Below are 22,298 nucleotides of genomic sequence, written 5' to 3'. Positions count from 1 at the left end.
ACCACGGGAGAACAGAGTGGCAGGGATCCGAGCCGACTCCGGTCGATTACCGGAACGGCGTGCCGAACTGATGAAAAAGCGGGCGAAGCTGATCGAGAACCTCGAACAGGTGCAACGGTTCGGCAGTGCCATGCCCGGCGAACAATGCGTGGCAATGCGCGAGGACAAGACGCTGCTCGACGCACGTATCAGCGAGATCGATCACGCGCTGGCCCAGCAATAGGCCAGGGGTCGCTGCGGTCGGCCGTCGCCGCACGGTCCGCGGCAGACCACGGCGATGTGCAACTGGTCGACCCGATCGACGGAACATCGTTGCCGACCACCGAATCAGCGTGCAATCCACGCCGCAGCTGGACATCTCGGGTCCTCTGATCGCAATCGTGTCCACCCAGACAGCCTCTTGCCGATGCGGGGAGCTCGAGCCGGCATCATCACGACTTCCGCCATCCGGTGATCGCTACCCGAAGCCACCGCCTCACATTTCCGACGTGACTCGCCATGGGCTGCCGATCGTCGAATGCGGAGTGTCCTGCATTCGAATGACATTGCCGCGCAATCGACCTCGATCGGTGTACCGAGCCGGATGGCCGCAGTTAGTCTGCTGACCGTAATCGGCGTCGATGATCCCCCGGGTGCGGCGTCGCGGTACAGCCGCGCTGACGCAGCGTGGACGAGCCTGATCGGTAGGGTCCATGCGTTTCAATCCGCCGCCGGGCTGGCCGCCGGCACCGCAGGGATGGATACCGGACCGGGACTGGATCCCGGACCCCAGCTGGCCGCCCGCACCGTCCGGGTGGCAGCTCTGGGTCGAGGACGGGCCGGAATCGAGCTCGCCACCACCTGATTCGCCAGAGATTCCGGCACAGACTCAGCCCGTCCGGCCTGAACACGAACCAAACGAGATCGACCAGATGGCCGATTACCCTGCCAGAGTCGGCGCCGCCCCCACCGCCGGTGATCGGAGACGACCCGTGCGCCGGCTCGCGGCGGTCGCGATCGTGCTGATACTGATCGCCTCCGCCGCAGTGCTGTACACGCTGTGGCCGAGTCCCGCACCGAAACTGGGTGCGGCCAGACAGGACGGCGCCTTCACGATCACACCGTTGACCACCACAGGAGTGAACGAGCTGGCGATCGATCCCCAGGATGGCACGGTGTACGCCTGCCAATCCGCCAGCAAGACGCTGTGGGCCCTCGACAAGAACACCCGGAAGGCGCGGGCTATGGACCTCACCTTCTACGAGATGCCCTCCCGCATCGCCGTCGACCCGGTCAACCATCTGCTGTATCGAACAGCGACCACGCACGGCAAAGGCGGAAACGGTTCGGCCGAAGGCATTTTCACGATAATCGACCCTGTAACCGCGACGACCCTAGCAACGATCAAGATCGGCAAGAGTGCAGGGGCGCTGGCCGTCGACAGCACCGGGCAGTACGCCTACATCGCCACCGACACCGGACTGTCGGTCGTGGACCTGCGTGCGCGCCGCGTGGCGGGCACCATCACGGCAGCATCCGGAATCGGCAATATAGCAATCGATTCCACAACGAACACGATCTACGCCACCGACTATTCAGCGGAGACGATAACCGTCGTGAACGTGCGGACCCGGACGATATCGGACCGTATCGCCATGGGGCGCAAGATCTCCGAGATCGCCGTCGATGCAGCCACGCGCACGGTATACACGAACGACTACGGTGCGGGCGCGGTAGCGGTACTCGAAGGTTCGCAGCACGCGGCGGCCGCCACCGTCGCGGTCGGCAGCGGTCCGACCGGCATCGTCCTCGACCCGGCAACGCACGAGCTGTTCGTAGCCAATCTCAAGGACGGCACCGTCACGGTCATCGATACCACCACCAAAACGATGACAGCGACAATCAAGGTGGGGCGCAGCCCATTCCGCCTCGTCCTGGACGCCGCCGCGCACACCGTCTACGTCTCGACCCAGGACGGCATCGAGGCCATCACCCGGACCTAGCCGGGCATACCCAGGCGAAGTCGGCCGCCTGGCCCACCGCCACGCGAGTCCGTTCCACCGCGTAGGTGCTGTGGTCGAGATCAGGGACGGTCCGCCTGCCCGGAGATGCTTCGGTGTACCGACGAACAGAGATTCGCCGACCGGATGCGCCCCTGCCGAACTTGAGGCCAGCGCACCGCTCATAACCCAGAAATATGTGCGAATTGCCGTGTTCAGGCCCGAATGCCCTGGAAAATTGCCCATAGGCCCCTGCCCGGCGGAGATCACGAGGAGTTTGCTGATCGCACACATCTAGACGAACGGGAGATCCCGTCATGGCGTTCCTGCTGACAGTCCTGGCCATCTACGCGGCATGTTCGGTGCCGATCACCCTGCTCCTGGCCCGCATGTTCCGAGCACCACGCGTGCTCGCCCGATCGGCGGCCGTCCGCGACCACGCCTTCCAGGACTCGACCCGGTAGCCGCAGCAGCATCCGCCGGGTGACCGCGACCGACACCGGTGCGGTGTGCGCGATCAGCTCGTGTGCGTAGGCCATCGCCGCGGGCAGTAGCTCCTCGGGGTGAACGACTTGGTTCGCCAGCCCGGAGGCGTGGGCCTCATCGGCCGTGATCAGGCGTCCGGTGAGCATCCAATCCACGGCGCGCGTGGTCGACGGGGGATCGTCTGGGGTTGCTTGCCGCAGTGAAGACGAGCGGGAGGCTGGATCGGATCTTTTGCGTGCCCGAAGCGGGTTCGGATTCCCGCGAAATCGTCGCCGTGGCTCTGTGAGGACTTCGACCTGGTCGCCTGCGACCTCGACGAAGCCATTGTCGTCCCTGGCCCGTGCCCGCACACTCCAGGGCAAGGTCCGCGGATCCGGTACCGCGCTGGTGACCTGCGGCGCGCGCGGCCCGCGCCAGGACTTGGCCCTGGCCGCGCGCCCGACCGCCTACCGCGAGCTCGGTGCAGACACGGCCGCCTCAAGGAAATCTGCCTGGACGTCGCGGCCCCCGCCGCGCCCGCTGCGTTGCGTGTCGCCGAAACCGGTTGAGCCTCGGCATCATTCGATCGGGTTGGGCAGGTCCGGATCGCATTGGCAGGCCCCGTCGCGCCACCACCCGCACCACGGGCACGGGATCGGCAGGCACAGGTAGTCGCCACTGGCCAGCCATTGACTCGCGTGCCGGCCCGGGGTGTGGATCACCGGCGGCTCCGGCGCGTCGACCCAGATGATCCGGTCGATATCCCCGGAGGCCTGCGCGGCCGCGGCCAGGTGCGGAATCGCGGTGATCGGGGTCGGGATCCGCGCCCAGGGCGGGCACACGTCGGCGCGCCAGGCCGGATCCGCCGTTTCCGCGCGTTCCGGCTCGTCGTCGTCGCCGAGCCTCGCGACCATGAGTTTCATCATGATCGCCGCAGATCACCGGGCGGTGACGACCGCCGCCCGGCCCGGACCTGACCGCTTTCGAATCTTGGGAGGAGGCCACCGATGAGCCCTACCAAAGCAGTGGACGTGCACGCCGAGATCGTGGCCGCCTACGGCAACGACTGGCCCGACCGGTTGCTGGATGACCTGCGCTTCGACACCGAAGCCCCGGCCGTGGACGTACCGCGCCTGGGCGAGGACGAAGACGTGCCCGTCACCTTCACCGCGACCGTGACCCTGCCGCGTGCCACGTACGAACGACTGCTGGCACGCGCCGCCGAGGCCGACACCAACCGTGACGAACTGCTCTCGGAATGGATCGCCGCCGAAGCCACCGCCCCCGACGTCCCGGCCATCAGCCGCGACGACGTGCTGCGGATCCTGGCCCGCCCACCACGTCACCCACGCTCCGCCTGGGCGCCCACACAACCTCGGTAAAAGCCCTGAAAGCTCTACGCTTTCAGGGCTTTGCTGTTCATCCCCCACTGTGTGTCGCCGTGCAGATCAGAGGCAGGATGTCGGGATGACCCATGGCCGAATAGGTGGGCCGCCACCGACCGTTGGTACAGCGTCGCCAAGCAGACCCGCGCCCTGATCCGCGACCGCATCGCCGCCGACGGGTTCATACCCCTGGTATCCACTGTGTCTGGCCTGGTCGCGTGTGTTTGGAGATCATCGAAGTGCCCTGCAATTCCGGGCAGGTCCGGCTGGAAACCCGTCCCGCCCGCACCTGGGGCCAGGAAGTCACGACCGATGGCTACCCACAGGCCCCGGAGGTAACTCGACCTGGGTGTGAGCCCCGGACATACGAGAGCGATGACTATCGCTTGTCGGGGGCGGTTCTACTGTCGACGCTCTTCGAAAATCGGCCGGTGGCGCTGGTCGAAAATCGGCCACTTGATGGTTGTCTAGTCTGCCGTGTTGTCGGTTCGCATGGACGGGAGTGTGTCGATTTCGGTGTTGCGGAGTCGGTAGCTGTTGCCTTTCAAGGTCAACACGTCGGCGTGGTGGACGATTCTGTCGATCATGGCCGCGGCGACGACGTGGTCGGAGAACACGTCTCCCCATCGGGAGAACGGCAGGTTCGATGTCAAGATCAGCGAGGCGTGTTCGTAACGGCTGGAGACCAATTGGAAGAACAGGTTGGCCGCGTCCTGGGCGAAGGGGATGTAGCCGACCTCGTCGATGATCAGCAGCCCGTAGCGGCGCAGCTTGGCCAACTCTGCAGCCAGGCGGCCCTGCTGGTGGGCGGTCTGCAGGCGGGTGACCCATTCGACGGCGGTGGCGAACAAGACCCGGTGGCCGTGGTGGGCCGCGGCGATGCCCAACCCGATCGCCAGATGGGTTTTGCCGGTGCCTGGTGGGCCTAGCAGGACAACGTTCTGGGCTTTGGTGATGAACTGGGCGGTGCCCAGGTGGGCGATGGTGTCGCGTTTGAGGGCGGGCTGGTGGTCGAAGTTGAACTCCTCGATGGCCTTTCGGGCGGGGAATCCCGCTGCGCGGATACGGATTTCGGCTCCGGAAGACTCCCTGGAGGACACTTCGCGGGACAGGACCGCGGCGAGGTATTCCTCGTGGGTCCAGCCGGCGTCGCGGGCCTGCTCAGCCAGCCGGGCGGCGCTGTCGCGGATCCGTGGCGCCTTCAAAGCGGCTGCGTAGTACTCGATCTGCTTGGCGGTGTCGCGTGGCGCGGACATCATGCGACCCCCTCGCCGGTGAAGTCGACGCCGAAGCGAGCGTCGTAGTCGGCCAGATCACGTGTCAGATCATCGTCTTGGGTTGTGTGGGAGTTCTTGTGGGCGAACGCCTCTCGCAATCTTGCCGCCGACCGGACGTGGTCGGGGTCGGTGATGGTGAGGGCCTTGGACCAGGCGCGGTGGTGGTTGGCGACGAGCAGTCCGTCGCAGCGGGCGACCACGGCATCCAGATCGGCATGGACGTCGATCATCCTCCCGATCACGACCGGGTCGATCGAGTAGTCGTTGCCCAGGACCCGCAGGTAGTAGTCGCGTGGCAGCCGAGCGCGGTAGCTGAATCCGATCGCCGGACCGATCGGAGGCAGGGCTGCCATCGCGGCTCGATCGGTGCCGATCAGCTCGTTCGGTCGCGCCGAAAGCCTCCGGACAAGACGGGAATTCGCGATCGGCAGCCAGTCGGCGAGCTGGAGGTTGAAGTCCGTCGGGGACTCGAATGATCGGCCCGGCAAGAACGATGTCTCGAGATAGCCGTTGGCGCGTTCGACGATGCCTTTGGACTCGGGGTCGAACGGTTTGCATTGGACGATGCTGGTCGCCAACATTCCGGTGAACGCAGCGACTCCGGTCGCCAGATGCCCGCCCTTGCCGATGCCTGATTCGTTGTCCCACAACAGTCTTCGAGGCACCCGCTCCAGCTGATCCGACAGCAAGGCCCACATTCCAGCCAGCAGATCCGCGGTGGTGCGGGTCGGGATCATCATCGCGGTGAGAAACCGCGAGAACGAGGCCACCATCACCAGCACCGGTGGCGTTCCGATCTGCCCGGCGCCCAACGGAATTCGCGTCGGCGGGAACCATAGATCACACTGAGCCTGGTCCCTGGGCCGGTAATCCAGGCGATCGGCCGGATCCTTCGGCGCATATTCCGGCCGCAACTCGGCCACTTTCTTGCGGAACCACGACGAGGATCCCGACCAGCCCACCCGTTCGGCGACCACCGAGGCCGGCATCGCCGGGAACCTGGCCAGCAGCTCGCGCACCAGCGACTCGAACGCATCGAACGCCGACGGGCCCGCCACCCGCTGATAGCGCGGTGGCGAGTCGGACTTGATCGCTCGCGCGACCGTGTCCCGCGAGATGCCCATCCGGGCCGCGATGGCCCGCATCGACAGCCCCTCGCTGGCGTGGAGATACCTGATCTGCGCCCAATCCTGCACTGAGATCACCCTTCCGATCGTGGACGGGTGGCCTACTTTTCGAAGAGCGCCAGTGGCCTACTTTTGGAAGAGCGCCGACATCTACAGTCATGAGTGCCATTTTGCTCAGACCGAGCTTGCCTCGACCATTACCCAACTCGCCTGAGATTTCCTCATTGCCGATCGTTCTCGCGCACTTCTCATCAGGGTCGATCAGTTAGCTGATCTGCGATTTTCCTTGTGCTGAAGTGGTTTTCGACCCACTGAGTGGGCGCGGAACAAGGGAGAACAATGATGTGGCGAGAGATTGGCCTGACCGTGCGCAAGGCGATGGCAAAATGGTCGGCGTTGTGGCGGTTCGTGGTGTGCGTGGTCGTCCTCACCGCGGCGGCCGCAGTGCTGTTGTGGGTCAGTGGATTGTGAAGGCCCCGCACTGATCTGGGCCAGGGGGCACGATGACTGCGATGGATTGCGATGATGCGGGTGCGCGCGCCCGCCTGGCCGACGAGCTGGCACGGCTGCGCGCATCCGTGGGCGACCCGAGCTACCGGAGGCTGGCCGAGATCCTCATCGAGCGCCGTGCTGGCGACGCGGTCGGTGAGACCACCCTGCGCAATGCTGCGACGGCGTCCGCGCCGGCACCGAAGCTGACCACGGTGTTGCAATTCGTGACCGCGTGCCGCGTCATCGCCGAGGCCGAACACCTCGGCATCGAAGAGCGGCACCGCGATTTCGAATGGTGGAAACGTCTGCTCGTGCGCGGGGATACAGATCCTCTCAGTTCGGCCGGAGGTTCTAACCGCGACAGCGATATTGATCGCCGGGCGTGGGCCGGGCTTGCGGTGGTTCTCGACGATACGGGCCAACCCCCACGAGCGGTGGAGCTGGACCCATACCGGTTGGGGGCTACCGAATCCCAATTCAGTGACCGCGATCGGCACGGATCCGCTGCCGAGGCTCCGAGGAAGGACCCGTACGTGCCACGCCGGGTCGACGACGATCTAATAGCGGCGTTCGGCCAGCGTCGGTTGACGGTCGTGATCGGGCCGTCGAAGGCGGGCAAGACCCGAAGCCTGTTCGAAGCGCTCGTGCGGGCAGCCGATGATGCGCGAGTGCTGGTCCCTGCGAAAGAAAGGCTCGGTGATCTGCCGGAGCATCCGGCGTACATCGGCAGCGCTGACCGGCTCGTGGTGTGGCTCGATGACCTGGACCGGTTCCTCGGCGGCAATGCGGGATTGACCCCCGCGAGATTGGCTCATCTGCTCTTGCGCGCCGCGCCCACCACGGTGGTGGGGACCCTGCGTCGTGAAGAATACGACCGATTGCATGATGCGAAGAGAGGCGAACTCGCCGGTGATATCGGTGAACTGATCCGCCAGGCCACCACAATCGACCTGGAATCCACTGTCCAAGATCCGGACGAGCAGGCCGTCGCCGAATTCGCCTATCCCGACCTTCCACTAGCCCACTACCGGAAACTGGGATATGGACTCGGGGAAGTCATCGCCGGCGCCCCGGCCTTGCTCGACCGCTATGACCGCGCCGCCCGGATCGACCCGCCGCTGCGAGTGGTGATCGAAACCGCGATCGACTGGGCACGCATCGGCCGATACGATCCGATTCCCGAACCTGTGCTGACTAACCTGGCCACCCTGGCCCTGCGCCGAACCCATCCCGAACACGACGTCGATCCTGCGGTGATGACCTCCGCGATTCGCGCCGCACGCACACCAGTCGAGGCCAGCGCCCATATTGCGGCACTGTCGACCCAGTGGCTCGACGAGCATACCCGCGGATATCAGGCCTTCGACTACCTCACCGCAGCCGATGACGGCCTGCACGGCCGTCCGCCCCGCACTATCGCTGAATCCTTTTGGCACACCGCGACTACCGACGCAGACCACGAAATACTCACCGAGATTGGTTCCCACGCCTACCACCGCCAGTGCTTCGGTGTCGCCCGGGACCTGACCCAGCGTGCCGCCGACCTCGGCGACGCCGCTGCCATGTTCAATCTGGGCTTCCTGAACGGCGAGCAAGGCGATTTCGACCAGGCACGAGCCTGGTACCGCAAAGGCGCTGACCTCGGTCATACCGGTGCAATGTGCAACCTCGCGATCGTGCTCGAAACAGCGGGAGATCCCGCAGAAGCAATGCGCTGGGAACGCAAAGCCGCTGACCTCGGCGACGCCCAGGCCATGTACAACCTTGGAGTTACGCTCAAGAGCCAAGGCGACCTCGACCAAGCCAAAGCATGGAATCGCAAAGCCGCCGACCACGGTAATGCCGACGCCATGTTCAACATGGGCATCGACGCCGAGGATGAAGGCAACTTCGCTGACGCCGAGGCCTGGTACCGCAGAGCGGCGGACTTGAATGCGGCTAAGGCCATGCACAATCTTGGAGTCCTACGGGCGAGGGCTGGCGATATCGCGGGCGCCCAGGGATGGTTTCACCTCGCGGCCGACCGCGGCTACATCGATTCCAAATACAACCTCGGATGCCTGTATGCCGATCAGGGTGATCACACTGAGGCCATGGTCTGGCTCCACGACGCCGCGGAACTCGGCCACACCAGCGCCATGCACAATCTGGGAGAACTGCTCCGCCATAACGGCGATCACGACCGTGCTGAGACCTGGTTGCGCAAAGCCTGCGAACTCGGCGAGCCCGCCTCGATGTTCAGCCTCGCGAACCTGCTGCTCTATCAGCGCAAGGAGCAGAACGAAGCCGAGGTTTGGTATCGAAACGCTGCCAACCTCGGCCATCAACAGGCAGCCTTCAGCCTCGGGTATCTCGCCGCAGAGCGCGGCGACTGGGCGGCCGCCGAAGCCGACTACCGCTCGGCCGTTGAACTCGGCAGCACCAAGGCCATGTTCAACCTCGGTCAACTATTCGCAGACCGTGGGGATCTCGACGAAGCCGAGATCTGGCACCGCAAGGCAGCCGAAGCGCACCTCGCCCCTGCCATGTTCGAACTGGCTAACCTGTTGTACGGCCGAAACCGTATTGACGAGGCGCTTAGCTGGCGTCAACGTGCAGTGGCCGCAGGTGACCTACGGGCACTGGCCTGGCTTCGGCCGGCAACACGGTCAAGTTGAGGCTGGGGCCGCCGGTCATACGCGGGTTGGCGGGGTGCGGCGATAAGTGTGTACTGTCCCAACCACTCAGTGAACTAGCCGAGCCGATGGCCCGGTATCCCGATCATTCGAGACACCCGGGCCACGTCCTCTACTCGACCAGCGCCAGCGTTAGATCCGGGCTACCGCCGTGCCAGGTCACCGGGTGCTTGAACCCCTCGAGGTCGGCTGCCGCCAGGATCATGGCGGACTGGAGCGCTTGCATGCTGTCCAGGCCAGCGCTGACCGCGACGCGAGGTGAGTCGCTCAGGCCGGTGATCCGCCACGGGCACAGCCATTCGTCCACGGTCAGATCGGAGTTCGGGAGCTTGCGGGTCACCTTGCGTGGTGCGCCGATCTCCACCAGCACCGTTCCGCCGTGCTCGGCCGAGATCAGTTCACGAACCGCGATCGGGTCGCCGAACTCACCCGCCGCCTCGATCAGAGCTGTCGTCATGTTTCCCAAACTATTCGCCGGAGTGGCCCGGATCGAAGATTTCCGGGTCTATGGGTACCCGCCGGTCGAAACCGAGCGGTTTCAGCAGATCGCAGAGGCATGGACTCGTCGTGTTGATGTCGCCTCTCAAACACTTTGCGTACCAGTCATCTACGACCTTGTAGCACTGCACCACCTTGGAGGAGTCGTTGATGAACCGGCTCAGGCAGTCGTTGCGGAGTTCCTCCCAGCGGCTATCGCACCAGTCTTTCGAGGGGGCCTCGGCGATCGCGCCGGGTGGTTGAGATGCCAGAGACAGAGCCAGCGCCGCGAAGAGCACGAGCAGGACACGGACCAACGACCACCGGCAAACCGCGGGCTGGCGAATTCGGTTGTAATGCATGATCTTTCGACCTATCCAGTTGTGTACTTCAATTGGCTGCGCCCGATGCCCCGATGCCCCGATGCGCTCGGTCGCGATTCCGGATAGCGAAGCCCGTCGATAGGTGCACGTTCGCGCATATATCTGAACTAGGCCACGCCATTCGGAAGCTCACCCATGGCGGTTCGGGCGTAGGTTTCCTCCGGGCTGACCGTGATCACGTCGGCGCGCTGCACCAGCTCGCCGGGGACCGTGCCGCCGAAGTGTGCCGCCGACGGCGTGACCACGGCGTCGGCTTCCAGTCGTGACACCGCCGTGCACAGCCGTGTCACGGGGCGGTCGGTGTGCTCATCGAAGATGAACACTCTGCGCAGGTCGTAGCCGAGCCGCTGTGCCAGCCGACGCACCTGGTTCTCGTCCCATACTCGACTGGCGCCCGAAATGTCTTCGCGCAGATAGCCGATCGCGCTCGGTTGCGGCTTCATGTCCTCGGCCCTCCCTCGGTGGATTCGATGCGATCCGAGGCCGGGAAGGTTGGGGGTGGAGCAACTACGTCCGGCCCCGGACGGCACTCTCACCCAACCCCGGTCGGATGCCGGGCGAGGGGCATACGCTGTGTTCAGGACTGCGTGACGGGATTTGAACACGGTTGCGAGGGGACCGAATGCCCACAGCGGCACAAAGATTGCTCGGGATGAACCCGAATCGGACAGGCGAGGCTCTGCGCGCTCTGCGCACGGCGCGCGGGCTGTCGCTGCGCGAACTCGCCGGGTTGCTGTTCTGCGACTGGTCTCAGCTGGGCAATATCGAGAACGGGCGGCGCTGGCCCTCGGATCGCGGGTGGGCCGAACGGACGGATCGAACGCTGGACGCGGGCGGGGTTCTCGTTGCGGCATGGGATTCCGACCAGCGCGAACGGGCGCACGCCGAGGACACTATGCGCCTGCTCGAGGAAGCGCGGCGCGGATCCGAGGAACTGCTGTATGTGCCGGACGGGGCCGACCTCGACGCGCTCGGCCAAGACATCTGGGATATCTCCACGAAGGCACGACTGGAGTCCTACGAGGAGACACTGAAACGGGCTCTTGGCGTGCGCGCTGAGCTGTTGCGGCGTATCCGATCAGGTGCACACACCCCCGAACAGATCCGGGACCTCTACGTGCTGCTGGGGCGGGCGTCGGGGGTGCTGTCGTACCTGACCCTGGATCTCGGGCAGGCCGACGCGGCGAAGCTGCACGCCCAGGCGGCGTTCAACATGGGTGAGCGCGCCGGACACGATCAGCTGCGTGCCTGGGCACGCGGCACACAGGCTCTCGCCTTCCGGTTCACCAAGGATTTCGATCTCGCCCGCGACGCCGCCACCGACGGACTGAACTACGCGGGCCGCTCCACCGGTACCGCCGGGCCGCGCCTGCTGTGCGGGCTGGCCGCCTCGGTCGCCAACCTCGGCGACTCCGTCCGCGCTCTGGAATTGCTCACCGAGGCCGACCGCGCCCGCGACGACTGCGGACCCGACGAGGTGCCAGGGCTTTTCACCTTCACCCCAGCGAAACAGATCTATTACCACGGGTTCTCGCTCATGTGGGCCGAGGACCCGAAAACGCTCCGCAAGTCGGTGGCCGCCTCCGAGGACGCCTTGAAGGCATGGAAGGTGCAGCGCTCACCCGGCGACGAGATGCTGACTACCATCTACCTCGCCTCGGCGAACGCCCGACTGGGGGACTTGGACGCGTCGCTGGCGGCCGTTGCCCCAGTCCTCGAGGTGTCGATCGAACACCACTTCTCCTGGGTGCGCAAACGGCTGAACCAGCTGGAATCGCTGCTGGGCAAACACTTCCCCAACTCCGCGGTCGCCTCCGAGATGCGGGAGACACTGACCGAGTACGTGCACGCCGCCTAACCGCGGAGTGGCCCGGACCACAGCGCCAGCCGAATCTGGGATCTTTTGCGTATCAGCGGATATGAGAATCACATCGTGGACATCACCCACGTTACCGCTGCAGATAACCTGGTTGACCAGGCAAAACGCACTACATGCTTTCCCGTCCCGCCCGCTACTTCACCATCATTGCCAGCGACGGCCGCAAACCGGAGGTAGCAGCCGGTCACCAGTACTTCGTGGGTTGCCTGCCCGCGAGTCTTGCTGCGCGACGCCCCACCTCGACGCGGAGGTGAGGCGCTGCGCGGATGCTCAGCGTCGGCTGTAGGTCATCGCCGCCTGGCGCTGGTGCAGGTTGATCCAGTCCATCGCGCTGCCGATGTTGTCCACGTTGACATGAATCGATGGGCGCGCCCTGGTGAGGCCGACGCGAGGGGCACCATGCATCGCCCTGGGCATGGGGTTGTACATCGGACTGATTGATGAGGTTCGAGAGTCGGCGTTTGAGTGCGCGCAGGGCTTCCATCGAGGTCTTGCCGCCGCCCTTGCGCAGGTCGTAGTAGACGCGGCCGGGTGTGGGGTTTCGTAGTTGAACGATGGCCATGATGTGCAGGACGCGGTTGATTTTGCGGTTGCCGGCGTGTGAGAGTCGGTGGCGTTGCTGCTCGCCTGAGGACGCGTCCAGGGGTGCGGTGCCGTTCCAGGATGCGAACCGGTCCCGGTCACGGAATCGATGGATGTCGCCGGTGTCGGCCAAAAGCCTTGCCGCTGAGGATGGTCCGATGCCGTGCAGGTCCATCAGGGTGGATCCGCGGTCGAGGACGAGCTGGCGCAGTTCCTTGTCCGCGGCGCGGGTCTTGCGGTCGATGGTCTCCAGTTCCTCGATCATTTCCACGACCAGTCGCCGCCGGACCCGCGAGGCGGCGTCGCGTGGGGTGACCTCGGCGATCAAAGCTCGAGCCTGTCGTGCGGTGAGGAATGCCTTGGCGCCGCCGGGAATCAGCTCGAGCAGCAGCGGGTGAATCCGGCACAGGGTTGCGGTGTGTGCGCGGCCGAGTTCGTCGCGGCGGTCGGCGAGCATGCCCAGGGCCACCAGGTCCGGGTCGGCTTCGACCCGCAGCAGCCCCGGGCGCGTGCAGGGCGGCCAGCGCGACCGAGTGGGCATCGACCGGGTCGATCTTGCGGCCGTTGCCGGTGGCGAACACCCGGACCTGCGCTGACAGTTTCGTCGGCACGTCGATCACCGTCTCGCCGTCGTGGACCAGCCGGTGCGCCAGGTGGCGCCCGATGCCGTTGCATCCCTCGACCGCCCATACCCGATCGGCGAATCGTCTTCCGGCGGTGAGCATTTCCGTGAATCCAACATTGTCGGTGGCGTATCTGCCGGTGACCAGGACGCGCCCGGTCGGGTCGACGGCTTCGATGGTGGCCGAGCGCTTGTGCGGGTCCATCCCGATGATGACCCTCAGCATCCCTCCCGTACTCGGTGACTTAGTTGGTGTCCGTGCGGGAGAGCACCGCTAGTACGAGCTGGGGCAAACCCCTCTTCAGCCACTCCCTGCACGGTGACCGGTGGGAGGCAAGCCAAAAGAGAGCCACACCAATCCAAACGGTCGGCAGCCACATGAAGGGAGCATCCCGCCGGGCACCTGGACCGGATGGGGGGGCGTCACTGCGCAATGCACGGTGTGAACGAAGGGCTGAGGACTCGGCGACAGCCCTCCCGTCGAAGTCTGTACCACCCCCGGCGATTTCGCATCCGCGCACGCGCTCAGACCCACCGCCAAGGCGATCGCGCAGACCAACGGCAACACACGCACCCCGACGAACCCCACTACTCCCCCAATCGGCACCACTGCGCGAATCGACACCCGCGCAGGACCTTCTATCGGCTGTCACGTCGGACTCCATCTCCTGCAACAGGGATATCACTCAAGGCAATCAGAGGTACGTCCTCGCAGGACACTTGCCCGGCAAAGCCTCCTCAAAGGGTTTCGGTGGTTAATCTTGCTGGCATGGGGAGGATTTGGCCGATCGCGGCCGTGACCATGTGCGCTCTGTTCACCGCCGCCTGCGGACACAGCGACTCAGCCGCGCGGAACGTGACGACGACACCCGCGACGACGAGCCCCACGCGTTCGAATCAGTCGGCACGCGACATCGCGACACTGCCGATGTGCGGTGACGTCAATACCGCGGCGAGCGAGGTCCCCGCACGCGCGAGCATCGTGGTCACGGATCACAGCTGCGCACAGGCCTGCGCAGTGCCGCTATTCGGCACCTTGATCTCCAGTCGGGCACCGTGGCCTACCTTCATGAATCGCCCGAACGGACTTTTCCGGCTTCACCATCGGGCTGCTCCCTCGCAACGGCGCAAGACCAGCAGACCGTCACCCATCAACACGGCGCCGAAAACGCCGGCCCCATGCAACATCAGCCCGCCAGGACCATCTGCGCCGCCTCGCGCCACATCGATAGTCCAATATCGATCCGATCCTGTTGCGCTCCAGGCACACTCGATCCCATGAGCCCGGTCGTGCAACAACTCCTCACCCTCGCCGCGGTGGTACTCGGTGCCGGCTCGACCTTCTCGGCCACCGTGCTGATCGAACGCACGAAATGGCGGCGCAACTCGACACCCGCTGGGACGATAAACGCCTCGCCGCCTACATCAACTACTCCAACGGCCTGAAAAAGGCCCTGATCGTGTGCATGCGCCTGGCCGAAACCCACGGCTACTCCGCCGAATGGCCACCCATCGACCGCGACGCAGCCATCGCGGAACTGGCCGCCACCGATGCAGAGCGAATCACCAACTGGGAAGCACTGTTCCTGCTCGGCTCCCCGGAAGCCATCGTTGCCGCACAACGCTGGAACGAAGCGATCTGGGGGTTCCGACATCTTGCCTTGAGCGAACACCCCGCCCACGAGGACTACGTGCGGGCCTTCGACACGATGGGTCGCCTGCGGAACGAGTTCTACGATTGCGCACGCGCTGATCTCGGCGTCATCAGCGGTGCGCTCACTCCCCAGATCGGCGCCTGGCTCCGGGAACCTCCGCCCGAATCCGGCTCCTCCATCGGGGGTAGTCAGGGCACCAGCGAGCCTGGTCGTTGAAGGCTGTCGGGAAAGCCGACGGCGCGTTGCTGGTCGTCTTCGACGCCTACGCCGAGCCTGCACTGTTGGAGAGGACAATCGGTTCCGAACACGGTCCATCGGCGCTCGTCGCCCCGCTGGTGGACCCACACTCCATGCTGAACCCGGACCTGAAGGTGTGGCTGGGTATGAATCGACGCCAAGTTCTCCAATTCCTCACCGTCGCAGGCACACTCCCGGCCGCGAGCGTCCTGGCGTCCTTGCAAGAGGATCTGCAGGCGCGTGTCGTGCGCGGGCTGTCGGTCAAGGTCGATACCGCCACCATCGAAGGCATCGAGAATCTGGCCGACGCGGTCGGCTGCCAGTACGAAGCCTTGGGTCCGCACGCGGTACGCACGATCCGGGAAGGCCAGGCTGACCTGGTGCAGGCGCTGCTGCCCAACTGCCCCGCCCCGTTGCGGCCGCGGTTGAAGTCGGTGCAGGCCGGGATCGCGCGCACGCTGGGCTGGATGAGCTATGACGCCGGGGATTTCGAGGACGCACGCACCCACTACGACACGGCCCACAAAGCCGCGGTCGAAACGCGTGATGACCGTATGCTGGCGCTGGTGCTGTGCAACATGTCGCTGTGTGAAACCCGCGACGACAACCCGGTGATCGGCGTCAATCACGCGGTGTCGGCCGCGTACTGGGCCACCCGGGACCGGGACCGGCTGCTGCTGGCCTACGCACGGGATATGGCCGCCGAAGCACATGCCCAGCGTGGGGAAACACGGGAATGCCTGGCAGCGCTCGACGAATCCGCCACGTTGATCGCTGCCAGGCCCGAACCGACACTGCCCACCTATGTCTACGACGCGGGGTTGTCGGCCGGGTTCCGGGCCGAAGCGCTCACCATCCTCGGTGACGCCGACCGCGCGCTGGACGCCGCGCGGCATTGCGTGGATCTGCTCGATCCGGCCTTCGGGCTCTCCCACGGCTTCGCCCGCGTCGGACACGGCGCCGCGCTGCGGTTGGCCGGTGAAATCGACGAAGCCGCAACCGTTCTCACCCGCGCCGCCCACGACGCGGTCGCCTATGGTTCGCCTCGCCTGCACGGTGAAGTGGTCGCCGAACTCGACTGCCTGATCACCGCCGCCCCCAGCGCGGCCAGCGTGCGGCGGCTGGAAATGGAACTCTCCGATTGCGGCCTGACCTGAACGGTCACCGCCGACGACGTGGTTCGCGTTCGCCGCGGACCAGGCTCAGATGGCTGGGGACCGCTTGTTCGTGCCGGGTCGGCCGGTCGATCGAATCGACGTAGACAATGCTGGTCTGTTTGGCGATCGCCGTTGCCGCCTCCGTGTCGAGGTGGGCGGTGGTGGGGGTGATCAGCGCTTCGGCGCGTTCGGCCCACACGTAGTTCATCAGCCGTGCCGCGCTCGTGTCGTGGTCGGCATAGACCAGCACGACCAGCACATAGCCGAGGTCTTCGGCGGCGGTGTAGAGGTGGACCTGATCGATCAGTTCCCGATCGCCGCAGATCACGCGGGACAGGTAGCCGATCGCGGGCCGCTTCACCGGCCGGCCCCGGCCGGGTCGTGGTAGCCGCAACGCCGGATTTCCTTGCGGCCGCGGCTGGTTGCCCGCCACGTCGGTGGACTGTGCACGCTCGCGAACGCCAAGCCCCGCAACGCCAGGCCGCGCAGGAGTTCACGAGTCCAGCCCGCCGACAGGCCGGTGCTGGTACTGAGCTGGCGCACGGTGACCGCGCGCGTGACGTCCAATTGCGTGAGGATGTCCAGGATTTTCGCTTCCGGTGCTGTCAGAGCCATATCCTCGCCCCTTTTCCGGGTTGGCTCGAATTCGTTGTGCCCGTGCAGGTTTCGGGGGCGCCACGCGACCGGCCATGCGGGCCACACCACCCGGAAAGCAGGGTAGGAACCGGGTGCCGGCCAACCAACAGCGAGGATCGGCCGGAACCGGTCGTCGTGACGCTGGCCCGACCCTACGACCGAATCCCGCGCACGACCCGGTCTCTCGGACCGGGTGGCCCCTCAGACCGGGTCCGGGCTCAACCCCATCCGGTCGGCCAGGCCGAGTGCTTGGGTGCGGTGAATGCCGCTGCGGGAGTTGCGGATCAGGCGCGTCACCATCGCTTGCGCGGTCGGGTTGTAGCGCAGATCTTCCGGCGCGACCCGTTCGGCATCGAGCAGATGCAGCAGGCTTCCCGTCTCCTGGCGCCGTAGTTCGTAGGCGTGGGCCAGGTCCAGGGCGAAGGTGAAGCGCCACTCCACCGACGGGCATTCGCTCGTGTCGAGATGTTCGGCGATCCGCAACGCTTCCAGCGCGTCCCCGGCCTGCAACTCGATCGCGATCGCATGCAAACCGATATTGACCGACCCGAACATGGTGTGCCCCACCACGCCCGCCTCGCGGGCCGCCGCGGTCAGGGGTTGGGCGGTGTTCAAGCGTTCCCGTACTTCCCACAACCGCCCGGAACGAGCTTCGGCCACGGCCGCGACCAGCTCCAGGGCTCCGGTCATCGCGAGCGCGGCCGCGGTCGGGCCGGTATCGGCGAGCAGGGTCTCGGCTGCGGTGCCCGCGAGCTCGATCGCGGCTTCGTACTCCCCCGACAGCAGCAGCACGTGGCCCAGGTTCCAGCGGGCCACCGCCAATCGGATCGGATCATCGGCATCCTCGGCGGCCCGCAATCCCCGATCCGCCACCAGGAACGACAGATCCGAGCGGCCTACCCGGCGGGTAACCGTGCGGACCAGCCCGTACAGGTCCGAGGCGACGATATTCAGGTGCCGGCGGGCCGGGTCGTGGCGGCGGGCCCGCAGCGTGGCTTCGGTATCGGCGATCAACTCCGGCAGGCTCGGCAACAGGTCGCTGTAGCGGTGACCGCTGCCGTGCCAGATCCGCCAGGCGGTCTCGGTGCGCTCGGACAATTCGGTGATCTCGACCGCGGACCCGCCGCCGGACATCAGCGCCAGCGCCAACCGGTCCCCGGACACCGGCGGGGACACCGCTCCTGAGGAAGTCGGGGTCGCATCGTCACCCAGCAGGGCACCGACCGGGACGCCGAGCGCGGTCGCGAGCGCGCGAGTGACCTTGGTGGAGGGGGTTTTCCGGCCGCGTTCGATCTGACCGAGATAGTCGGTGCTGATCCCCGCCAGGCCGGCGATCACTTCTTGCGTCCGGCCGCCGCGTTCACGATGGCGCCGGATCCGCTCGCCGATATGGTCGGAAGATCGTGGCGACAAGGCCATACCGCCCACGGTAGAACCGGAGGACACCGCAGCGCATGAAATCGCTGGAGAACACCCCCACCCCGGTCCTGATCCTGTGGGACATCGACCACACCCTCATCGAAACCCGCGGTGTCGGCCGCGCCGCCTTCGCCGACGCCTTCCACCAGGTCACCGGCCGGGAGATGGAGCGGATGCCGCACATCACCGGACGCACCGAACCCGACATCTACACCGCCACCGCCGCACTACACGGAATCACCACTCCCCCACCGTTTCCGATGTTCGCCGACGCGCTCGCCGACGCCTACCGCGCCCGCCGCAGCCAACTCGGTCAGCACGGGCGGATCCTGCCTGGCGCCACCACCGCCCTCGCGCACCTGGCCGCGATTGCCGAGATCCGGCAATCAGTGCTCACCGGCAACACCCGCGCCGTATCGAGGCTGAAACTCGAAACCTTCGGGCTCACCACGCATGTGGACCTCGATATCGGGGCCTACGGCGACGACGACGGACACCGGCCGGCGCTCGTCGCGATCGCCCAGGCGCGCGCCAGCGCCCGTGACGCGATCGGCTACGACCGGCGTAACACCGTGCTTATCGGCGACAGCCCCGCCGATATCGCCACCGCCCACCACGGCGGCGCCCGCGTCATCGCCGTCGCTGCTGGCGGCACGCCCCGCGATCAGCTCGCCGAAGCCGACGAAGTCCTCGACGACCTGACCGACACGGCCCGCATCGAACGCTTCCTGCGCAGTCTCGGCCAGGAGTAAAAAGATGCCGTGAACAGCCCGGATGCATTGGTGGGTGATAACAACGTTCACCACTTCCCGCCGCATCGAGTTCCGAACCACTGGCCGGAATCAGCTGCACACCAACCTATTACACGACAAACAATTCTCTGACTATTCGAAACACATTGTGCAACAATAATATTCACCCGGTTCGATGGAGAACAGTTGTCACGGTGTGACCGATGCGGGGCGGAATTGTTGCCTTCACCAGGTGGAATACAGGCAACAGGTTCGCCGTCGACGAGGCAAGGGGTGCGGGATGAGGTTCTACTGCGGCACGCACGAGGAACGCTGGCTCGCCCTGGTCGCCGAGGGCCCGCTCATGGTCTCCGACACCCGCCTGCGCGACCGCAAAACCCTGCCGGTCGCCCTGGACGAATGGGTTCTGGACTCCGGCGGATTCACCGAACTCCAGAAACACGGCGGCTGGATCAGCACCACACCCCGCGAATACGTGTCCCGGATCCGCCACTACGCCAGCGAAATCGGCGGCCTGGTCTGGGCCGCGCCGCAGGACTGGATGTGCGAACCCATCGTCATCGCCGGGGGCCAGGTCGGACTGATCACGTTCGCCGGCACCGGCCTGTCGGTACGGGAGCACCAGGACCGCACAACTGGCAGGACCAGAGTATTCAAGCGCCTCGAATTCCTTAACTTGGTTGGCTGCACCGGTACAAGCGAGATCTCGTATCGGTGCCCGATCAGGCATTGAGCAGGTCCGGCGGCAGACGCGTTTAGGCTTTAGTGACGAACCCGGCCCGAACGGCCTTGTAGGCGACACTATCGTGCGCTCGGTCAGCGAACTGGCTGGTTGATCGTAACGAGCGGGACGGCCGCCGCGGCAACTACTGCAGCGCGGGCCATTGCGGTCAGCATCGAACTACTCCTGTCGTACGCGGGTGTGATGGCGGGCGGTTTCCGGCTGCCGTCGGTGATGGCGGTTTTGCTTCAGTGGGCGGGAATCCCCCACTACTCGGCCCGGTGCATTGGCACCCAAAAGCCGCGTCGACCGCTACTTCTCCCGCACGCCGATCGCCCCCACCCCTGCAAGGGGGTGGAGGCTTCTTTCCGGTCACCACCGGCGACTTCAATCCGGCCAGAGACGAACAGATCCGCCGCACCAGCCAAGAGGTTGGCCTACCGGCCGCCCTGATTACACATCGCACGTCGCGGCGGGCGACCACACGCTACGCCTGCCGCGCCCTGGATCGGTTCAGCCGGGGAAGTTCGCATGCTCGAAGAGGAAGTAGAACCGGTACTGCCCTCGGTCACCACCGTCATCAACTCCCGATGCATCGATGAAGTCACTGAATGCGGTGATTACTTGTGGCTCACCTGGACGCTGATAGCTGCGGGGAGGCGCGAACTCGGCCAGTGTCTGCCATGGAACAAACTTTGCTACAGGCAAATACGGATCGTCTCCGATACCAAACACATCATCCAATACGAATCCTGCTATCTTTCCGATACCTTCCTTGTACCAGGTCTGGTTTGCGACGGCGTCAGCAGGAACGCCAGTTAGGCCACTCAAGAGGGCCGCGCTCGCTTTGACGATCGTATCGGCTACCTGTTTCGAGATCTCTTCGACATCCCCAGAGTCATTTTCGATCAAAATAGCGCCGATGGTGACATTCACAAGCGGTCCCTCATAAAGCAGCTCAGATGTCAGAACCACACGGCCGCCAGGCTTCCCCATCTCCAACGTTTCGTTGCCGCCAGGAAATTGCGCTACGCTGGCCGACGCGGATCGACCTGGAGAATGGCAGAACACACTACCGTATACCTCGTCCTCGCCCTCCTGTCGAATGACGCATTCCAGGCCGACCCACCAAACGCGAACCCAGTCGCCTGGCGCGATCTCGGTATTCTTGTTGTTATCGAGAATTCTAATAGAACCAGAGCGGAAGTCGGCTTGATAACCACCCGGAACTCTGTATGGCTCGATGTCGGCACCAATTCGTGGCAGTCCAACTGCGGAGAGTTGACGGCCGTCGGTGTTCCACCGATCTTCGATTGACTTCTTAGCCTTTCGCTTGGCAACAGCTTCTAGATATTGCGCCCCTCGCAAATCGCCAATTATCGCGATACTTACTAATGCAAGGTTGCCGAGCCCCTGTAGCTGGCGAACGGGGATGCCCGTCTGAGCATTGATCTCGACGATCACGGTGTTTCGGCAGTCGTCATCGCTCATGGTCGTGATTTCACCGTCGCCGCGGATCCGACCTGAACGAATAAAAACCAGTGCCGCACCGGCACCTGCCAAGCTGTCGTCGTTCAAAGCCTGATAGTGTCCGACCGGCTGATTGGTTCGGTTGGCCAGCTCGGTGATGAGGGTGTTTCTGTGGTCCTCGCTGGACATCTCGTTAAGTTCATGCTGAGTCCGAAAGCTTCCGGTGAGCAGCACACCGCGGATGAAGGACTGGTCTCTGCCGAGGCCAGCGAGTACTAGATCGATATTCTTCATGCCTTGAACGATGGGAACTGGAGTACCAGTCTGGGCGGAGATCTCGACGATCGTCGTGTTCCGTGCGTCTTCGTCGCTCATCTTCTTCAACGTCTCATCGTCGCGGATTTTTCCTTCGCGTACGAATACGACTACTGCACCGACGCCTGCTAGGTCGTCGTCGTTCAGAGCCTGATAGTGCTCGACCGGCTGATTGGTTCGGTTGTTCAGCTCGGTGATGAGGGTGTTTCTGTGGTCCTCGCTGGACATCTCGTTCAGCTCATGTTGACTTCGGAACTTTCCTGCCAGCAGCACACCGCGGATCAGGGACATGATCAATATCCTTTGCTGAGATGCTCACCGTTCGTCGGCGACTCGAACGCGTGGTGGTTTTGGACGTTATGGCCGAGGTGTCCGCACCTGGGCGGTACGCCAATCGAGTGGCGCCCGCGCACTCGGCCAGCACCTCCAGATCAGCCGCTTCGAGGGCCCCCGACTCGGATGCTCGACTCAACAGCACATACGCCTCATCCCGGGCATGCCGTCGAAACGCATCGCGACCCGACTCGACATCATCGACCACAGACAAATATTCCCACCACGGCCGTATTGGCACACTCCGATTTCCGCCGATG

General features: G+C 65.0%; 22 protein-coding genes and 1 pseudogene. 11 read left to right on the top strand and 12 right to left on the bottom strand.

What is annotated here, in order from left to right; translation table 11 throughout:
• The first annotated feature begins 16 nt into the window (after positions 1 to 16).
• From NY1_RS43480 to NY1_RS43475, 3 genes are all read left to right on the top strand, one after another.
• Positions 17 to 223, top strand: coding sequence for a hypothetical protein (locus NY1_RS43480; RefSeq protein ID WP_157762796.1), 207 nt, complete (start codon positions 17 to 19; stop codon positions 221 to 223).
• Positions 224 to 971: 748 nt separating this feature from the next.
• Positions 972 to 1,982, top strand: coding sequence for a YncE family protein (locus tag NY1_RS39575; protein WP_067722854.1), 1,011 nt, complete (start codon positions 972 to 974; stop codon positions 1,980 to 1,982).
• Between the two features lie 314 nt (positions 1,983 to 2,296).
• Positions 2,297 to 2,443 (top strand): hypothetical protein, encoded by a 147-nt coding sequence (locus NY1_RS43475; RefSeq protein ID WP_157762795.1) that lies wholly within the window; start codon positions 2,297 to 2,299, stop codon positions 2,441 to 2,443.
• Positions 2,444 to 3,022: 579 nt separating this feature from the next.
• Here the strand turns inward: NY1_RS43475 and NY1_RS39570 are convergent.
• Entirely contained in the window at positions 3,023 to 3,358 is a 336-nt protein-coding gene (locus NY1_RS39570; protein WP_157762794.1) for a hypothetical protein, read from the bottom strand.
• Positions 3,359 to 3,451: 93 nt separating this feature from the next.
• Between NY1_RS39570 and NY1_RS39565 the strand changes: the two genes are divergently transcribed.
• Entirely contained in the window at positions 3,452 to 3,826 is a 375-nt protein-coding gene (locus NY1_RS39565; protein ID WP_157762793.1) for a hypothetical protein, read from the top strand.
• A gap of 470 nt (positions 3,827 to 4,296) precedes the next feature.
• Here the strand turns inward: NY1_RS39565 and istB are convergent, their stop codons facing one another.
• Complete coding sequence (istB, locus tag NY1_RS39560) at positions 4,297 to 5,085, bottom strand: IS21-like element helper ATPase IstB (protein WP_067722848.1); 789 nt, start codon at positions 5,083 to 5,085, stop codon at positions 4,297 to 4,299.
• Positions 5,085 to 6,302 carry an IS21 family transposase gene (istA, locus tag NY1_RS39555; RefSeq protein ID WP_157762800.1) on the bottom strand — a complete coding sequence of 406 codons (1,218 nt, stop codon included), beginning with the start codon at positions 6,300 to 6,302 and terminating at the stop codon, positions 5,085 to 5,087. Before istA ends, istB begins: the two co-directional genes overlap by 1 nt.
• Before the next feature lie 273 nt (positions 6,303 to 6,575).
• Between istA and NY1_RS45270 the strand changes: the two genes are divergently transcribed.
• Entirely contained in the window at positions 6,576 to 6,704 is a 129-nt protein-coding gene (locus NY1_RS45270; RefSeq protein ID WP_267888496.1) for a hypothetical protein, read from the top strand.
• 32 nt (positions 6,705 to 6,736) lie between these two features.
• A complete protein-coding gene (locus tag NY1_RS39550; protein ID WP_084536235.1) occupies positions 6,737 to 9,382 on the top strand; it encodes a tetratricopeptide repeat protein in 2,646 nt (881 codons plus the stop codon).
• Positions 9,383 to 9,512: 130 nt separating this feature from the next.
• On the opposite strand, the gene NY1_RS39545 is transcribed toward NY1_RS39550, so the two are convergent.
• The 3 genes from NY1_RS39545 to NY1_RS39535 form a co-directional block, all read right to left on the bottom strand.
• On the bottom strand, positions 9,513 to 9,857 hold the full coding sequence (locus NY1_RS39545; RefSeq protein WP_067722842.1) for a DUF6968 family protein: 345 nt from the start codon (positions 9,855 to 9,857) through the stop codon (positions 9,513 to 9,515).
• 10 nt (positions 9,858 to 9,867) lie between these two features.
• A complete protein-coding gene (locus NY1_RS39540) occupies positions 9,868 to 10,239 on the bottom strand; it encodes a hypothetical protein (RefSeq protein ID WP_157762792.1) in 372 nt (123 codons plus the stop codon).
• A gap of 128 nt (positions 10,240 to 10,367) precedes the next feature.
• Positions 10,368 to 10,703: a hypothetical protein gene (locus NY1_RS39535; protein WP_067722838.1), complete on the bottom strand. Its 336-nt coding sequence runs from the start codon at positions 10,701 to 10,703 to the stop codon at positions 10,368 to 10,370.
• A gap of 209 nt (positions 10,704 to 10,912) precedes the next feature.
• Between NY1_RS39535 and NY1_RS39530 the strand changes: the two genes are divergently transcribed.
• On the top strand, positions 10,913 to 12,118 hold the full coding sequence (locus NY1_RS39530) for a helix-turn-helix domain-containing protein (RefSeq protein ID WP_067722836.1): 1,206 nt from the start codon (positions 10,913 to 10,915) through the stop codon (positions 12,116 to 12,118).
• Positions 12,119 to 12,323: 205 nt separating this feature from the next.
• Here the strand turns inward: NY1_RS39530 and NY1_RS44305 are convergent, their stop codons facing one another.
• On the bottom strand, positions 12,324 to 13,190 hold the full coding sequence (locus tag NY1_RS44305) for a transposase (RefSeq protein ID WP_233434687.1): 867 nt from the start codon (positions 13,188 to 13,190) through the stop codon (positions 12,324 to 12,326).
• A 55-nt stretch (positions 13,191 to 13,245) separates the two neighbouring features.
• A pseudogene (locus tag NY1_RS45495) lies at positions 13,246 to 13,548 on the bottom strand (IS110 family transposase); the annotation flags it as partial.
• A 1,168-nt stretch (positions 13,549 to 14,716) separates the two neighbouring features.
• Between NY1_RS45495 and NY1_RS39520 the strand changes: the two are divergent.
• Together NY1_RS39520 and NY1_RS39515 are read left to right on the top strand one after the other, a co-directional pair.
• Complete coding sequence (locus NY1_RS39520) at positions 14,717 to 15,214, top strand: hypothetical protein (protein WP_067722833.1); 498 nt, start codon at positions 14,717 to 14,719, stop codon at positions 15,212 to 15,214.
• On the top strand, positions 15,211 to 16,392 hold the full coding sequence (locus tag NY1_RS39515; RefSeq protein ID WP_157762791.1) for an NsdA family TPR-like regulatory protein: 1,182 nt from the start codon (positions 15,211 to 15,213) through the stop codon (positions 16,390 to 16,392). The genes NY1_RS39520 and NY1_RS39515 overlap by 4 nt, the downstream gene beginning before the upstream one ends.
• A gap of 4 nt (positions 16,393 to 16,396) precedes the next feature.
• Here the strand turns inward: NY1_RS39515 and NY1_RS39510 are convergent, their stop codons facing one another.
• The 3 genes from NY1_RS39510 to NY1_RS39500 all read right to left on the bottom strand — a co-directional run bounded on the left by NY1_RS39510 (position 16,397) and on the right by NY1_RS39500 (position 18,447).
• A complete protein-coding gene (locus tag NY1_RS39510) occupies positions 16,397 to 16,753 on the bottom strand; it encodes a hypothetical protein (protein ID WP_067722829.1) in 357 nt (118 codons plus the stop codon).
• A complete protein-coding gene (locus NY1_RS39505) occupies positions 16,750 to 17,007 on the bottom strand; it encodes a hypothetical protein (protein WP_067722827.1) in 258 nt (85 codons plus the stop codon). Before NY1_RS39505 ends, NY1_RS39510 begins: the two co-directional genes overlap by 4 nt.
• A 222-nt stretch (positions 17,008 to 17,229) precedes the next feature.
• A complete protein-coding gene (locus NY1_RS39500) occupies positions 17,230 to 18,447 on the bottom strand; it encodes a helix-turn-helix domain-containing protein (protein ID WP_067722825.1) in 1,218 nt (405 codons plus the stop codon).
• 35 nt (positions 18,448 to 18,482) lie between these two features.
• Here NY1_RS39500 and NY1_RS39495 point away from each other — a divergent pair, with 35 nt between their 5' ends.
• A complete protein-coding gene (locus tag NY1_RS39495) occupies positions 18,483 to 19,199 on the top strand; it encodes an HAD family hydrolase (protein WP_067722823.1) in 717 nt (238 codons plus the stop codon).
• 280 nt (positions 19,200 to 19,479) lie between these two features.
• Positions 19,480 to 19,932, top strand: coding sequence for a deazapurine DNA modification protein DpdA family protein (locus tag NY1_RS39490; RefSeq protein WP_067722821.1), 453 nt, complete (start codon positions 19,480 to 19,482; stop codon positions 19,930 to 19,932).
• Positions 19,933 to 20,433: 501 nt separating this feature from the next.
• Here NY1_RS39490 and NY1_RS39485 read toward each other — a convergent pair.
• Positions 20,434 to 21,996: a hypothetical protein gene (locus tag NY1_RS39485; protein WP_067722819.1), complete on the bottom strand. Its 1,563-nt coding sequence runs from the start codon at positions 21,994 to 21,996 to the stop codon at positions 20,434 to 20,436.
• Between the last annotated feature and the right edge of the window lie 302 nt (positions 21,997 to 22,298).

Source organism: Nocardia yamanashiensis NBRC 100130 (assembly GCF_001613325.1).
Lineage (GTDB): Bacteria > Actinomycetota > Actinomycetes > Mycobacteriales > Mycobacteriaceae > Nocardia > Nocardia yamanashiensis.
The sequence above is the reverse complement of the archived record's forward strand: the minus strand, read 5'-3'. Positions and strand labels throughout refer to the sequence as shown.

Excerpts from the sequence above, each read along its gene's own strand:
- NY1_RS39535 (WP_067722838.1), bottom strand. The coding sequence starts at position 10,703 with ATGAAGCCGCAACCGAGCGCGATCGGCTATCTGCGCGAAGACATTTCG.
- istB (WP_067722848.1), bottom strand. The coding sequence starts at position 5,085 with ATGTCCGCGCCACGCGACACCGCCAAGCAGATCGAGTACTACGCAGCC.
- NY1_RS39545 (WP_067722842.1), bottom strand. The coding sequence starts at position 9,857 with ATGACGACAGCTCTGATCGAGGCGGCGGGTGAGTTCGGCGACCCGATC.
- NY1_RS39495 (WP_067722823.1), top strand. The coding sequence starts at position 18,483 with ATGAAATCGCTGGAGAACACCCCCACCCCGGTCCTGATCCTGTGGGAC.
- NY1_RS39490 (WP_067722821.1), top strand. The coding sequence starts at position 19,480 with ATGAGGTTCTACTGCGGCACGCACGAGGAACGCTGGCTCGCCCTGGTC.
- NY1_RS39540 (WP_157762792.1), bottom strand. The coding sequence starts at position 10,239 with ATGCATTACAACCGAATTCGCCAGCCCGCGGTTTGCCGGTGGTCGTTG.
- NY1_RS39530 (WP_067722836.1), top strand. The coding sequence starts at position 10,913 with ATGAACCCGAATCGGACAGGCGAGGCTCTGCGCGCTCTGCGCACGGCG.
- NY1_RS43475 (WP_157762795.1), top strand. The coding sequence starts at position 2,297 with ATGGCGTTCCTGCTGACAGTCCTGGCCATCTACGCGGCATGTTCGGTG.
- NY1_RS39565 (WP_157762793.1), top strand. The coding sequence starts at position 3,452 with ATGAGCCCTACCAAAGCAGTGGACGTGCACGCCGAGATCGTGGCCGCC.
- NY1_RS39485 (WP_067722819.1), bottom strand. The coding sequence starts at position 21,996 with ATGTCCCTGATCCGCGGTGTGCTGCTGGCAGGAAAGTTCCGAAGTCAA.
- NY1_RS39550 (WP_084536235.1), top strand. The coding sequence starts at position 6,737 with ATGACTGCGATGGATTGCGATGATGCGGGTGCGCGCGCCCGCCTGGCC.
- NY1_RS45270 (WP_267888496.1), top strand. The coding sequence starts at position 6,576 with ATGTGGCGAGAGATTGGCCTGACCGTGCGCAAGGCGATGGCAAAATGG.
- NY1_RS39520 (WP_067722833.1), top strand. The coding sequence starts at position 14,717 with ATGGCGGCGCAACTCGACACCCGCTGGGACGATAAACGCCTCGCCGCC.
- NY1_RS39570 (WP_157762794.1), bottom strand. The coding sequence starts at position 3,358 with ATGGTCGCGAGGCTCGGCGACGACGACGAGCCGGAACGCGCGGAAACG.
- NY1_RS39505 (WP_067722827.1), bottom strand. The coding sequence starts at position 17,007 with ATGGCTCTGACAGCACCGGAAGCGAAAATCCTGGACATCCTCACGCAA.
- NY1_RS39500 (WP_067722825.1), bottom strand. The coding sequence starts at position 18,447 with ATGGCCTTGTCGCCACGATCTTCCGACCATATCGGCGAGCGGATCCGG.